Consider the following 13,477-nt stretch of genomic DNA (forward strand, 5'->3'; position numbering starts at 1 on the left):
CTGGCGTGTTGAGTCACAAAGAAAAAGGACCGGCTAAGCGGTCCTTTTTAGGGTTATTTGTTCAGTTTGATGACCTGCTTCACGTCAATTTCAAACTCGTTCCACTCTTTATCGACTTTACCCTGAATTTCCACTTTATCCTGCGGGGTCACCGTCACGCCGTTCCAGCGTTTGTGGTCGATCTCGACGTCTACCGTGCCGCTCTCATCGCGGAAGGTGTAACGGTCGTCAGAGAGGCGCTGAGTGATATTTCCGCGCAGCTTCACCCAGCTGTCGTCTTTCAGATCTTTCACTTTTGCCGCCGTGGTCAGATTGGCGTCGTTATCGACAAAACCGCCCTTCTGGGTCTCGGTTTGCGTCTGAGCCGGTGCGGCTGTCGGGCCGTTAAAGCCCCCCTGGGCAGCAAAGACCGGGGCCGTGGTCATCATCATGATGGCAGCAATTGCAGCATATTTTTTCATCTTAACTCTCCCTTTAATGTCGTTTCGCAATCCATTAAACAGGGTAAACCTTAACAACTTCTTAAGGGGAAAATTTATTTATTTTTACTGTACAGCAGGCTGAAGCAGAGGGTTTACTGACGGCATCAAGGAGGGAATATGCGCATTTTACTGGTAGAAGATGGCAAGCTTATCGGGGATGGCATCAAAGCGGGCCTCACCAAAATGGGCTTTAGCGTCGACTGGTTCACCGACGGCCACACCGGGCAGGCGGCGCTTCTCAGCGCCCCTTACGACGCGGTGGTTTTAGACCTGACTCTGCCAGGGATGGATGGGCTGGCGATCCTGCGCGCCTGGCGCGACCAGAGGCGCAGCGAGCCGGTGCTGATCCTCACCGCCCGCGATGCGCTTGAACAGCGCGTGGAGGGGTTACGTCTGGGGGCCGATGATTATCTTTGTAAGCCCTTTGCCCTTATCGAAGTCGCGGCCCGTCTGGAGGCGCTGGTGCGCCGCAGCCATGGTCAGAGCCAGAGCCTGCTTCAGCACGGCAAGGTGGCGCTGGATCCGGCCAGGCTGGTTGCGACGCTGGAGGGCGCTCCGCTGGTGCTGAAGCCGAAAGAGTTTGCCCTGCTGGAGCTTCTGCTGCGCAATGCCGGGCGCGTGTTACCACGTAAACAGATCGAAGAGAAGCTCTACACCTGGGACGACGACGTGTCGAGCAATGCCATTAAAGTACATATTCACCATTTACGCCGCAAGCTCGGTAGCGAGTTTATCCGCACCGTGCATGGCATCGGTTATACCCTGGGTGACGCATGAAACTGACCCAACGCCTGAGCCTGAAGCTGCGGCTCACCTTTCTCTTTCTGATACTGGCCCTGGCGGCCTGGCTGGCAGCAAGCGTGGTGGCCTGGCAGCAGACCACTGACAAGCTTGATAAGCTGTTCGATACCCAGCAGATGTTATTTGCTAAACGCCTGTTGACGATGGATCTCGATGAGCTAAACGCCTCTGCACGCCTGCGCGACGTGCCGGAAAAAGCCCGGCATGGTCATCTGGATGACGACGCCCTGGCGTTCGCCATCTTTACCCCTGAGGGGAAGCGGGTACTACACGATGGGGAAAACGGGCAGGAGATCCCGTATCGCTGGCGGCGGGATGGCTTTACCAACGGACACCTCGAAGATGACAACGATGCGTGGCGCTTTCTGTGGCTGACCTCCCCGGATGGAAAATACCGTATCGTGGTGGGTCAGGAGTGGGAGTATCGCGAGGAGATGGCGATGGAGGTGGTGACTTCTCAGCTCACGCCGTGGCTGGTGGCCCTGCCCGTGATGCTGCTATTGCTTATCCTTCTGTTAAGCCGCGAGCTGAAGCCGCTGAAAAAGCTGGCGCAGACACTGCGTACACGTTCACCCGATGCCACCGACAAGCTGCCGACGGAGGGGGTCCCCACGGAAGTACGGCCTCTTCTCGACGCGCTGAATCAACTGTTTGCCCGCACCCAGGCGATGATGAGCCGCGAGCGTCGCTTTACCTCAGATGCCGCCCATGAGCTACGCAGTCCGCTGGCCGCCCTGAAGGTACAAACCGACGTGGCGCAGCTCTCTCTTGATGACCCGCAGGCCCAGGAAAAAGCGCTGGCGCAGCTGCATGCCGGTATCGACCGCGCCTCCCGGCTGGTCGATCAACTCCTCACGCTGTCGCGCCTGGATTCGCTGGATAACCTGGACGGAGTAGAACCCCTCTTACTGGCTGATTTACTCCAGTCGGCGGTGATGGAGAGCTATCATCCGGCGCAGCAGGCGGGCATTGATCTACGTCTGCATATCAATGCACCAGAGGTGAAACGCACGGGGCAACAACTGCTCCTCAGCCTGCTGGTGCGTAATCTGCTGGATAACGCCATACGTTACAGCCCGCGCGGTAGCGTCGTGGACGTGACGCTGGATAGCCGCAGCTTCATCGTGCGTGACAACGGCCCCGGTATCTCACCCGACGCGCTGGCGCGGATCGGTGAACGCTTTTATCGTCCGCCGGGACAGGATGCCACCGGCAGCGGACTGGGCTTATCGATTGTGAAACGCATCGCCACCCTGCACGGAATGCACGTCTCGCTGAGAAATGCAGCCGACGCTGGCGTTGAAGTCCAGGTTAGCTGGTAAGCGATTATTGCGTATAACGCAAAAGACTATGCACATTTTGCTTATTTTTCCGCTCCGTCCTCGCGCGTAGAATACTCGGCATACTCTCACCACCGAGGACAAATAATGAGCAACGTACTGATTATCAATGGCGCGAAAGAGTTCGCGCACTCAAAAGGCCAACTGAACGACACCCTGACCGAGGTCGCGGATGGTTTTCTGCGCGACGCCGGGCATGATGTTAAAGTCGTCCGCGCAGACGGCGACTATGATGTGAAAACGGAAGTGCAGAACTTTCTCTGGGCCGATGTCGTTATCTGGCAGATGCCGGGCTGGTGGATGGGCGCGCCATGGACTGTGAAAAAGTATATGGATGACGTCTTCACCGAAGGTCATGGCTCCCTGTATGCCAGCGATGGCCGTACCCGTTCAGATGCGTCTAAAAAATATGGATCAGGCGGCCTGATTCAGGGCAAAAAGTATATGCTTTCCCTGACCTGGAATGCCCCGCTGGATGCCTTCACCGACCCGGATCAGTTCTTTGAAGGAGTAGGCGTAGACGGTGCCTATCTGCCTTTCCACAAAGCCAACCAGTTCCTCGGAATGGAAAGCCTGCCAACCTTTATCGTTAACGATGTCATTAAAATGCCTGACGTGCCGCGTTATATCGCAGAATATCGCAAGCATCTGGCGGAAATTTTTGCTTAACTGGAAGCCTGTTATCAGGAGAAAATATCATGCTTACCATTATTGCTGAAATCCGCACCCGCCCTGGTCAACACCACCGCCAGGCGGTGTTGGATCAGTTTGCAAAAATTATCCCCACCGTTTTGCAAGAAGAGGGCTGCCACGGCTATGCGCCGATGGTGGATGCTGCTACCAGCGCCAGCTTCCAGGCCACCGCGCCAGACTCCATTATCATGGTAGAACAGTGGGAAACCGTGGCCCATCTTGAAGCCCACCTGCAGACGCCGCACATGAAAGCCTGGAGCGATGCCGTTAAAGGTGATGTGCTGGAAACGCACATTCGCATCCTCGAGCCTGCGGCTTGATGTCATCCTAATCAGTCTTCGCCCTCATCGGTGAAGACTGATTAACTTTCCCTTTGCCTGCTATGCTTATTCTGTCTTCATATCTAACAGGAGGGGTAGTATGGGCATTTTTAACTTCGTTAAAGAAGCAGGTGAAAAACTCTGGGACAATTTGACGGACCATAAAAACCAGGGCGAAAAAGTCACCGAACATCTCAAAAAACTCAACATACCTGGCGCCGAGAAGGTTCAGGTCAACGTCACCGACGGTAAAGCCAGCGTGACCGGTGATGGCCTCACCCAGGAGCAGAAAGAGAAGATTCAGGTTGCGGTAGGTAACATTGCGGGCGTTAGCGAAGTGGAAAACAACATCACCGCTTCCGATACCAAAGATGAAGCCACCTACTACACGGTAAAATCGGGCGATACCCTGAGCGCCATCTCCAAAACCGTGTACGGCGATGCCAATCAGTACAACAAAATCTTCGAGGCTAACCGCCCGATGCTCTCCAGCCCCGACAAAATCTACCCGGGTCAGACGCTGCGTATTCCTAAAGCATAACGTCTGAGGCTATCGGTTCACGTCGCACAGAGGAACAGGATGAAAATTGCGTGTCTGGGTTGGGGTTCGTTAATCTGGAAAAGCGGCGCGTTACCTGTCGCCGGAGAGTGGCAAACCGACGGGCCTTCCCTGCCCGTCGAGTTTTGCCGGGTGAGCGATGGCGGCGAACTGGCGACCGCCATCTGCATGAATGCGCCTGCTGTACCGGTACTCTGGGCATGGCTGGATACAGACCAGTTGAGTCTCGCCTGCCAGGCTTTGCGCGCACGTGAAGGGATACCGGAGGAGCGCTGCGATGGCATTGGTTCGCTGCTGATAGCGGGTCGCCATGTGGGCGAGCTATCGACCTGGGCCGCACAGCGAGACATCGAGGCGGTTATCTGGACCGGACTACCGCCCCGCAGCGCGTCGCTGGAAGGCCGGGTGCCAACCGCGGACGAGGCTATCGCTTATCTGGATAGCCTCAGCGGCGAGACCCGCAGCCATGCAAAGGATTACATGCGCCGCGTGCCGTCTCAGATCGATACGCCCTATCGGCGCGTCATTAAAGAGGTACTGGGGTGGTAACACCCCAGCCTGTTACCAGTACAGCTTCCAGCTCTGCGTAAAGCGCACCAGCGCCTCTACATAGAAGTAATCCCCCCAGCTTGCACACTCATCCACCCCTTTATTGCTTGCCAGGTGATAGACAGAGTGCTTCAGCAGGCCCGTCCCCTTCTCCTCTTTGCCCATCAGGTAGTGCTTCGTCAGTGACGACATGATCCCTTTTGCCCAGGCCAGATAACGCTCCCGGTCCGGATCGGTGGCTGGCAGATGTTTCACCAGCTCCAGCAGGCCGCATACCGCGATAGCCGCCGAGGAGGAGTCACGTAGCGCGTCGGTCCCGACCAGCGCCAGATCCCAGTGGCAGACGTAGTCTTCCGGAAGCCGATTAAGAAAATAGTTTGCCAGCCGTTTTGACAGGTCAATCATCGTCGCGTCGCCGGTATAGATATAGCTCAGCAGGAAGCCGTAAATCCCCCATGCCTGGCCGCGCGACCAGCACGAATCGTCGGCGTAACCCTGCTGAGTATTGCCATAACGCGCCGCGCCGGTGTTAACGTCCATATAGTAGGTATGGAAGGTCGAGGCATCTTCACGGATCAACCAGGTCGCCGCCTGCATGACGTGGGCTTTAGCGGCATCGGCAAAGCGCGGATCGCCGGTCTGTTCCGTCGCCCAGTAGAGGAGCGGCAGGTTCATATTGCAGTCGATGATCATCCGTCCGGCCTGATCCGGATCGGTCAGATCGCCCCACGCCTGTATGATCTTCGCCTTGTCATGGAAACGCTCCAGCAGCGCCTCTGCCGCCAGCAGCGAGAAGCCACGCGCTTCGCGGTTTCCCGTCAACCGCCAGGCCGCGACGCAGGAGAGCGTATAGAGAAAACCGAGATCGTGGGTATTGGTATCATTGCGCCCGGCGATACGCAGACCAAACGAACGGACGTGTTTCTCGGCCATGGCGCGGTATTTCTCTTCACCGCTCATCTCCCACGCCAGCCAAAGCTGCCCGGTCCAGAAGCTGGTGGTCCACTCCACGTTGTCGGTCAGCGGGTAATAGCCCTCCTGGCAGGTTTCTGCCGGAAACTGCTCGCCAAAGGTTTCTAAATGACGGCCAATCAGTTCCAGAACATGGCTGCGGGCTGAGCGTAATTCATCGCTGAATGCCCTCTCGTCTACAGGCTCGGCAATCCCGGTCAGGCGCTCAAGGGCAATCTGATTTAACATATTTGGTTCCTTCTTTGACGGCGTAAATTAGCGAGTTGAATGCTGTTCTGCGACGTTAAGCGGCTGCGCACTGCGCCATTTGCTTTGGCAGGCGGATAACGTAAAGGCAGAAATCAGCGTAAAGGTCAGCGCCGTGGCACCCATGATGATGTAGGTCTGTTCGAAGCCAATGCGGTCGTACATATAGCCAGCCGGCGAAGAGACCACCACATTCCCGACGTACAACATCGCCTGATACCCCAACAAATACATGGTGGCATTGACGCGTTTATCGAAATGCTCGGCGATATATTTAAAGACCGACACCAGCAGCAGACAGATTTCCAGGCCATAGAGCGGCTTGAGAACAGAAATTAATAGATGTGAGTCGCAGATGCCGGAAATAATCAGGCGTGCCCCGACCACCAGCCCGACAATTAATAATCCCCGTTTTGCGCCAATAAAGTTCACAAACAGCGGGATCACCATATACATGACAAATTCCATCCCTGACTGTACGGTGCCCAGATAACCAAATACCGCGTTGCCCTGGTGAATATCATCGAAGAAGGTGACGAAATAACGCGAGAACTGCTGCTCGGCGATAAACATCATCCAGGCTACGCCCGCCACGTAAAGACAGAAGGCCCAGAACTTGCGGTTGCGCAGCAGCGCATAGACATCCGCCGGGGCAATTTTCTCTTTGGTCAGCACGTCGCCAGCATGAACGGAGTTAGTGTTCACTTTCAGTTTAAGCAGGACAATCAGCATGATCACAGAGGCCACGCTGCCCATAATAAAGTTATATGCCGGAGAGAGGTTAAACAGCAGGCCCGAGAATGACGAGGCCACCGCCCAGCCGAGCGATCCCCACATGCGGATCTGGCCAAACTCCATGCCGTTCAGGCGGCTAAAGCGGTCGGAATAGGATTCACACGCCGCCACGCCCGCATACCAGGCAAAGCTTAAATAGAGTGCCCCGATAATAATCCCCAACAGGGTGTTGGACATTAACAGCGGCTGATAAACGTAAATAAAGAACGGGGCCATCAGCGCAGACATCGCCACCACAAAATAGAGCAGATATTTGCTCATGCCGATCTTATCGAGAATATAGCCATAGATAGGTTTCAAAATGACGGAGAAGATGCCGTTCACCGCAAATACCGTGCCGATGACCGAACCGCTCAAATTCGCCTTTTGTCCGAGCCAGATAGCCAGCAAGCCAATACTTGCGGACCAGGTAAAGAAATAGAGAAAAATAAAACTACTGATTTTGTAATATTCAATTCTGTTATTCATACCATCCTCGCCGACATTCAGGTGCAGGGCTTTATAAAATGAACGACAGCTGACGTTCGCTTCCGGGCTGGCTGATTACGGCCTGCCGGTTATTGATTTCCAGCCGCGGGGGTTCCCCGTGGTTGACAGGCGCTCCGCTGGCAAACACGGCGCAGCAGAGCCAGCTCTCACCGTGAGCAATCTCGCCGGTAAGGAGCGGGATAGCGGCACATTCCGGGAACATGACGCTGCTGTTTGGCGGAGTGACAATACTTTCCGCACGGCGATGGATGACCGGTGAGAGATCGACGATCCGGCTCATGCCGTTATCTGCCACCAGGCTCACCCCGCGCTCGTCGGCCTGCGGCTCGGTTTTGCGTACCGCAAAGCCCCCTTCCGCCGTTTGCAATGTCCGTGCGCTGTTAATGCGATGCAGACGAAGGTGCCATTCGCCAAACGGGATCAGCCAGGTATCGACATGCACGTCATGCCACGGCGACCAGCGTGAAAAGATGAAGTTCTCATCAACGCGGACCTCCTCGCAGTCGCGGCGGCCGCGGTAGTAGTTATCGCCGTCGGCCAGCAGCAGCATGGAGTCGCTGGCCGCATGCTTAAGACCATAGCGCCCACGCTCGATGGTGAAGCCAAAGCGGCTGGAGTAGGCAAATTTGGTGTATTTCGCCTCGGTATTAACGTAATTATTCAGCTCCAGCTGCCCGGCGGTGAGCAGGGTGACATGCTGCGACTGTCGCGCGTGAATGAGGATCTGCTGGGCCTTCGGGAGCACGCGCTTTTCAGCCAGCGGCGGCAGCGGTTGCTCTTCCGCCTGCCAGAACGGGTGCGCTTCAGGCAATGCCAGAATCAGCATCGTTTTCAGCGCCCAGTAAGGCGAGCCGGGGGAATTGTAGTCTTCGCACATCGCCAGGTTGGGGTAAGCAAACCCGAGCGTCAGGATCCCGTCGCGATCGGTAATCGGCTGCTGTTGCCACCAGCGCAGATGGCGCAGGATGATCCCCTTTACGATGCCGGGGGTGAACACCTCCAGCCCGGAGAATGCCACTGCGCTCCAGAAGGCGACCATCGCGAAGCGGTAGGTCAGGCTGCGGCCGAACGGAATCGACGCGCCATCGGCGGCAGACATAAAGATGAAATCGTCCGCGAAGAGGCGGGAACGCTCGCGCAGCACGGCGGCCCGCTCCTCATCACCGCTGAGTGTGGCGTAGATAAGACCGTAAAAGTGGAACGCCATTGAGATGTAATAATCTTTCGGACGGCCAGCACCGTCGGAGTACCAGCCGTCGCCGAGGTAGTAGGCATCCATCATCGCAAAACGGCGATCGATGGCGGACTGATCGTACGGTAGCCCGGCGCGTTTAAAACCGAGCTGAACCATAACGGCGAAATAGTTCCAGTTGCTGTCGGGCATCTCCGCGTCGGTGATCTGGTTTAACCAGGCGTGCAGGTTCATGACCTCGCGCTCGCTAAACAGGTCGGTGAGCTTCTCCTGCAATAACGTAAGCCCCAGACCGTAGGCCGCCATCTCTACCAGCCGCTGATCGTAAGGGGCGGTTTCTCCCCAGTAGTCCGGGTGCGTCGGATCGGTGCCGATGCGGATAGCGTTGATATATTTGTCGCTAAAGGGGGTGGTGTCCCCTCCTGCCATCAATGGAAACAGCCCCCACAGCACGCGGGAAAGCCCCTCCATTTCGGCAATGTCTGTTGCGTAGTGCGCGCTGGTCTCCCCCAGCGAAAAGCGCGAACGCCCGGCCGGAAACTGTTTATCCAGCGCGCTCAGCATCCCATTCAGGGCCGTGACCAGATCCTGACGGGAAGACAACGGATTTGATTTTTCTTGCTCTACCGCCCACATACGCTTGCCCTCGTAATCAACTGCGGCAAAGCATAGTGAATCCGTCGGGCGCAGAAATGTTAGCCCGGTCACAGGAGTGAGAGATGAATGAACTCCCCGTTGAGAAAATTTAAAAAGGTGGTTTATAACGACGTAGAGAGGGGTAAAAATTGAGTTTTATTGCACTATGCGCGAAACGCCACAATCTGAATTTCTTGAGCTTATTACCTTAAACGATACCCTGGTGTCGTTCAGTCGACTCTTTGCCAACACCGTGCGCTACCACCACTGGCACCAGTGTCTGGAGATCCTCTACGTTGAAGAGGGGTTTGGCGTGGCGATTGTTGATAACCGACATTACACCATGCGCCCCGGGCGGCTCTTTTTCTTTCCCCCCTTTACGCTGCACAAGGTGATGGTGGATGAGCAGGCCGAGGCCAGCTATCGCCGCACCATTATTCATCTCGATCACCACGCGGTACTAAAGGCACTGCGGGATTTCCCTCAGACCCGGCAGCGCCTGCAGCAACTCTCACGCCGTGGCGGACCGGCGTGGGTCGTGGATATGGCCCACTGCCATAGCCATCTCGATCATCTGTTTAGCTGTTACCAGCCCCCGCTTAATGCAGAGCGTATCGCCAGCCTGCTGATTAGCCTCTTCGCTATGCTGCCTCAGGAGATAGACGGCGAGCGCGGCAGCAGCCACGGGATTGCCAGCCAGGTGATGTTCTGGCTGGATGAGCACTATCGTGAGAAATTCAGGCTGGATACGCTGGCGCAGGCGCTGGGAAAGTCTCGCAGCTATGTGTCACGAAAATTTCACGCCGAAACGGGGGAGAAAATTCACGACTATCTGAACACCCTGCGGCTGCGTAAGGCGTGCGAATATCTGCTGCACAGCGAAGAGAGCGTGCGCGATATCGCCGCGCAGGTGGGGTTTTCAGACGTGACCTGGTTTATCAGCGCCTTTCGCAAGGGGATTGGGGAGACGCCGCTGCAGTATCGTAAAAACCACGCCAGCGACTAATCTTCAGGCACAAAAAAGCCCTGCATCGCAGGGCTTGTTTATCAGGCTTCGATATCGGCCATGTCGCCTTTCTCCTGCAGCCAGTTACGTCGGTCTTCCGAACGTTTCTTGGCCAGCAGCATATCCATCACGGCGTTGGTTTGCTGTTCGTCTTCATCGCTGATGGTCAGCTGTACCAGACGACGCGTGTTGGGATCCAGGGTCGTTTCACGCAGCTGCATCGGGTTCATCTCGCCCAGCCCTTTAAAGCGCTGCACGTTGGGTTTGCCCTTCTTACGCTTCAATTGCTCCAGCACGCCCGCTTTCTCTTCTTCCGTCAGCGCGTAGTAAACCTCTTTGCCGAGGTCGATACGGTAGAGCGGCGGCAGCGCCACGTGAACGTGGCCGTTTTTCACCAGCGTACGGAAGTGCTTCACGAACAGCGCGCAGAGCAGCGTGGCGATGTGCAGACCGTCGGAGTCCGCATCCGCAAGGATACAGATCTTGCCGTAGCGCAGCTGGCTCAGATCCTCGCTGTCCGGATCGATCCCGATCGCGACAGAGATATCGTGCACTTCCTGCGAGGCCAGCACTTCGTCTGAAGAGACCTCCCAGGTGTTGAGGATCTTACCCTTCAGGGGCATGATCGCCTGATATTCACGATCGCGGGCCTGCTTGGCCGATCCGCCCGCCGAGTCCCCTTCTACCAGGAACAGCTCGGTGCGGTTGAGATCCTGCGCGGTGCAGTCCGCCAGCTTGCCCGGCAGCGCGGGGCCGCTGGTGAGCTTTTTACGCACCACTTTCTTCGCCGCACGCAGACGACGCTGGGCGCTGGAGATGGCCATTTCGGCCAACATTTCTGCCGCCTGCACGTTCTGGTTCAGCCACAGGGTAAAGGCATCTTTGACCACCCCGGAGACAAAGGCCGCGCACTGGCGTGAAGAGAGACGCTCTTTGGTCTGTCCGGCAAACTGTGGATCCTGCATCTTCACGGAGAGCACGTAGGCACAGCGATCCCAGATATCTTCCGCCGACAGCTTTACGCCGCGCGGCAGAATATTGCGGTATTCGCAGAATTCGCGCATCGCATCCAGCAGGCCCTGACGCAGGCCGTTGACGTGGGTGCCGCCAAGCATGGTCGGGATCAGGTTGACGTAGCTTTCGGTCAGCAGCTCGCCGCCTTCCGGCAGCCACAGCAATGCCCAATCCACCGCCTCGGTGTCGCCGGCAAAATTACCGACGAAGGGTTTTTCCGGCAGGGTGGGCAGGCCGTTTACCGCTTCGCACAGATAGTCGTTCAGACCATCGGCATAGCACCAGCTCTGCTCGGTGTTATTAACGTGATCTTTAAAGGTGATCTCTACGCCCGGGCAGAGCACCGCTTTCGCTTTCAGCAGGTGCGTCAGACGGGAAACGGAAAAACGTGGGCTGTCGAAGAAGCTCTCGTCAGGCCAGAAGTGGACGCTGGTGCCGGTGTTGCGTTTGCCGCACGTGCCGACAACCTGCAGATCCTGCACCTTTTCACCGTTCTCAAACGCGATGTTATAGATCTGGCCGTCGCGACGGACGTTCACTTCCACACGCTTTGACAGGGCGTTAACGACGGAGATCCCCACGCCGTGCAGACCGCCCGAGAACTGATAGTTCTTGTTAGAGAACTTACCGCCCGCATGCAGACGACAGAGAATCAGCTCAACGGCAGGTACGCCCTCTTCCGGGTGAATATCCACCGGCATACCGCGCCCGTCGTCGATGACCTCCAGCGACTGATCGGCGTGCAGGATGACGTCGACGCGTTTGGCATGGCCTGCCAGCGCTTCGTCCACACTGTTATCAATAACTTCCTGGCCCAGATGGTTTGGGCGCGTCGTATCGGTGTACATCCCCGGGCGGCGGCGAACCGGCTCTAGCCCGGTGAGTACCTCAATGGCATCAGCGTTATAGGTTTGCGTCATGATTTAAACTAGCAATTCGCATTGATTGTCAGTGGCTGTGCAGTCCAAGAAAATCGACAATCTGGGTGAAATGATTCTCAAAGCCCGTGAAAGCATGATTTCCGCCCTCTTCTACAGTCTGGCGGCAAGAGGCGTAATACGCCACTGCCTGGCGGTAATCCAGCACTTCATCGCCCGTTTGTTGCAGCAGCCAGATAAGATCCGGCGCTTCAAGCGGGTCTACCTGCATAACTTTGAGATCGTAAATATGGCGTGACTCTAGCACATATTGCTGCCCGGTGTAGGGGTTCTCGTTTTGCCCGAGAAAGTCCCGTAACAGCTCGAATGGCCGAACTGCCGGATTCACCACCACCGCAGGCAACATGAAGCATTGCGACAGCCAGGTGGCGTAGTATCCGCCCAGAGAAGAGCCCACGACGCCCAGCGGTTCACCGCCGTGCGCCAGCACGATAGATTCCAGCAGTTCTGCGGCATCGGCCGGGTATGGCGGCAGCTGCGGCACGATTATCTCAACCTGTGGATGATGAACATTTAGCCACTGGCGAAACTGTGTTGCCTTCGCAGAGCGCGGCGAACTGTTGAAACCGTGGAGATAAAGAAGTGCTGACATCAGTATCCTTCTGAAGCCGTATCCGGACGGAACGCGGTTCCTTGCAGGCGGCAAACTTCCGTCGTTAAGCTGCCATCAGCATGCAGTTCCAGCCAGCGCCAGCCCGGCGCAATGGTATCAAGCGTAAAGTTGGCACAGTGGGGTTTGAACTGCACGCAGGTGGATGGCGTAGCCAGCAGGCGACGACCGTTCCAGTCGAGATCCTGCTCCTGGTGGATATGACCGCAGAGCAAATTTTTTACGCGGGGGAATTTCACCAGCACCTGATCCAATGCGGCAGAGTTGCGCAGACTGTGCTGATCAAGCCAGCTACATCCCGCAGGTAACGGATGATGGTGCAATAACAGCAGGGTATGGCGCTCGGGCTCAGCGTTGAGCTTATCTTCCAGCCACTCGAGCTGGAATTCACTCAGCTCGCCGTGCGGTACGCCGAACACCTGGCTATCGAGCAGCAAAATTTGCCAGTGGTCGCCAACGAAGACGCGCTTGGCAGGCGAGATGCCTGCATCCTGAAGCGCGCTGTACATTGCAGGCTGGAAATCGTGGTTGCCAGGCAACCAGACGCAGGGCACGCTGAAGCTCGCGATACCCTCAGCGAAGCGCTGGTAGGCCGCAGCGGTTTGATCCTGCGCCAGATCACCCGTGGCGACAATCAGATCGTATTCGCGCTTTTCAGCATGAATCGCATCCAGGACAGCCTGATAGCTCTCCCAGGTATTCACCCCCAACAGGGTTTCATGCTTTTCGGCAAACAGGTGAGTATCAGTAATTTGTAGTACCCTGACTGGCGCCCCACCAGCAACAGTCAGGTTTAACAGGCTTTCCAAATGGTGTCCTTAGGTAGGTTTCACGA

General features: G+C 56.5%; 14 protein-coding genes. 7 read left to right on the plus strand and 7 right to left on the minus strand.

The features are described 5' to 3' along the window. Positions 1-53: 53 nt before the first annotated feature. Positions 54-461, minus strand: a complete 408-nt coding sequence (locus WFN75_RS16690; RefSeq protein ID WP_040074005.1) for a YgiW/YdeI family stress tolerance OB fold protein — start codon at positions 459-461, stop codon at positions 54-56. 138 nt (positions 462-599) lie between these two features. Between WFN75_RS16690 and qseB the strand changes: the two genes are divergently transcribed. The 6 genes from qseB (at position 600) to WFN75_RS16720 (ending at position 4,744) form a co-directional block, all read left to right on the plus strand. Then, positions 600-1,259: a quorum sensing response regulator transcription factor QseB gene (gene qseB, locus WFN75_RS16695; RefSeq protein ID WP_336996530.1), complete on the plus strand. Its 660-nt coding sequence runs from the start codon at positions 600-602 to the stop codon at positions 1,257-1,259. After that, positions 1,256-2,605 carry a quorum sensing histidine kinase QseC gene (qseC, locus tag WFN75_RS16700; protein ID WP_336996531.1) on the plus strand — a complete coding sequence of 450 codons (1,350 nt, stop codon included), beginning with the start codon at positions 1,256-1,258 and terminating at the stop codon, positions 2,603-2,605. The genes qseB and qseC overlap by 4 nt, the downstream gene beginning before the upstream one ends. Before the next feature lie 105 nt (positions 2,606-2,710). Beyond that, positions 2,711-3,292 carry an NAD(P)H-dependent oxidoreductase gene (locus WFN75_RS16705; RefSeq protein WP_040074002.1) on the plus strand — a complete coding sequence of 194 codons (582 nt, stop codon included), beginning with the start codon at positions 2,711-2,713 and terminating at the stop codon, positions 3,290-3,292. A 29-nt stretch (positions 3,293-3,321) separates the two neighbouring features. Beyond that, on the plus strand, positions 3,322-3,636 hold the full coding sequence (locus WFN75_RS16710; RefSeq protein WP_040074001.1) for a putative quinol monooxygenase: 315 nt from the start codon (positions 3,322-3,324) through the stop codon (positions 3,634-3,636). Between the two features lie 100 nt (positions 3,637-3,736). Further along, positions 3,737-4,177 (plus strand): peptidoglycan-binding protein LysM, encoded by a 441-nt coding sequence (lysM, locus tag WFN75_RS16715; RefSeq protein WP_040074000.1) that lies wholly within the window; start codon positions 3,737-3,739, stop codon positions 4,175-4,177. A gap of 39 nt (positions 4,178-4,216) precedes the next feature. Further along, positions 4,217-4,744: a hypothetical protein gene (locus tag WFN75_RS16720; RefSeq protein WP_207292412.1), complete on the plus strand. Its 528-nt coding sequence runs from the start codon at positions 4,217-4,219 to the stop codon at positions 4,742-4,744. 12 nt (positions 4,745-4,756) lie between these two features. On the opposite strand, the gene WFN75_RS16725 is transcribed toward WFN75_RS16720, so the two are convergent. The 3 genes from WFN75_RS16725 to WFN75_RS16735 are packed head-to-tail and all read right to left on the minus strand — an operon-like array spanning position 4,757 to position 9,074. Next, positions 4,757-5,944, minus strand: coding sequence for a glycoside hydrolase family 88 protein (locus WFN75_RS16725; RefSeq protein ID WP_212476614.1), 1,188 nt, complete (start codon positions 5,942-5,944; stop codon positions 4,757-4,759). Positions 5,945-5,971: 27 nt separating this feature from the next. After that, a complete protein-coding gene (locus tag WFN75_RS16730) occupies positions 5,972-7,225 on the minus strand; it encodes an oligosaccharide MFS transporter (protein ID WP_040073997.1) in 1,254 nt (417 codons plus the stop codon). A 31-nt stretch (positions 7,226-7,256) separates the two neighbouring features. Next, the gene (locus WFN75_RS16735) at positions 7,257-9,074 is read right to left on the minus strand and encodes a DUF2264 domain-containing protein (RefSeq protein WP_336996532.1); all 1,818 of its coding nucleotides are present in this window, start codon (positions 9,072-9,074) and stop codon (positions 7,257-7,259) included. Between the two features lie 166 nt (positions 9,075-9,240). On the opposite strand from WFN75_RS16735, the gene WFN75_RS16740 reads away from it, so the two are divergent. Continuing rightward, a complete protein-coding gene (locus WFN75_RS16740) occupies positions 9,241-10,080 on the plus strand; it encodes an AraC family transcriptional regulator (protein ID WP_212476617.1) in 840 nt (279 codons plus the stop codon). 41 nt (positions 10,081-10,121) lie between these two features. Here WFN75_RS16740 and parE read toward each other — a convergent pair whose 3' ends face one another. From parE to cpdA, 3 genes are read right to left on the minus strand one after another with little or no spacing between them, the layout of a single operon-like run. Next, the gene (parE, locus tag WFN75_RS16745) at positions 10,122-12,014 is read right to left on the minus strand and encodes a DNA topoisomerase IV subunit B (RefSeq protein ID WP_040073994.1); all 1,893 of its coding nucleotides are present in this window, start codon (positions 12,012-12,014) and stop codon (positions 10,122-10,124) included. Between the two features lie 28 nt (positions 12,015-12,042). Beyond that, the gene (gene yqiA, locus WFN75_RS16750) at positions 12,043-12,624 is read right to left on the minus strand and encodes an esterase YqiA (protein ID WP_040073993.1); all 582 of its coding nucleotides are present in this window, start codon (positions 12,622-12,624) and stop codon (positions 12,043-12,045) included. After that, positions 12,624-13,451 carry a 3',5'-cyclic-AMP phosphodiesterase gene (gene cpdA / locus WFN75_RS16755; RefSeq protein ID WP_040073992.1) on the minus strand — a complete coding sequence of 276 codons (828 nt, stop codon included), beginning with the start codon at positions 13,449-13,451 and terminating at the stop codon, positions 12,624-12,626. The genes yqiA and cpdA overlap by 1 nt, the downstream gene beginning before the upstream one ends. Positions 13,452-13,477 lie beyond the last annotated feature (26 nt).

It is taken from the genome of Leclercia sp. UBA7405 (assembly GCF_037152215.1).
Taxonomy (GTDB): Bacteria; Pseudomonadota; Gammaproteobacteria; order Enterobacterales; family Enterobacteriaceae; genus Enterobacter; species Enterobacter pneumoniae.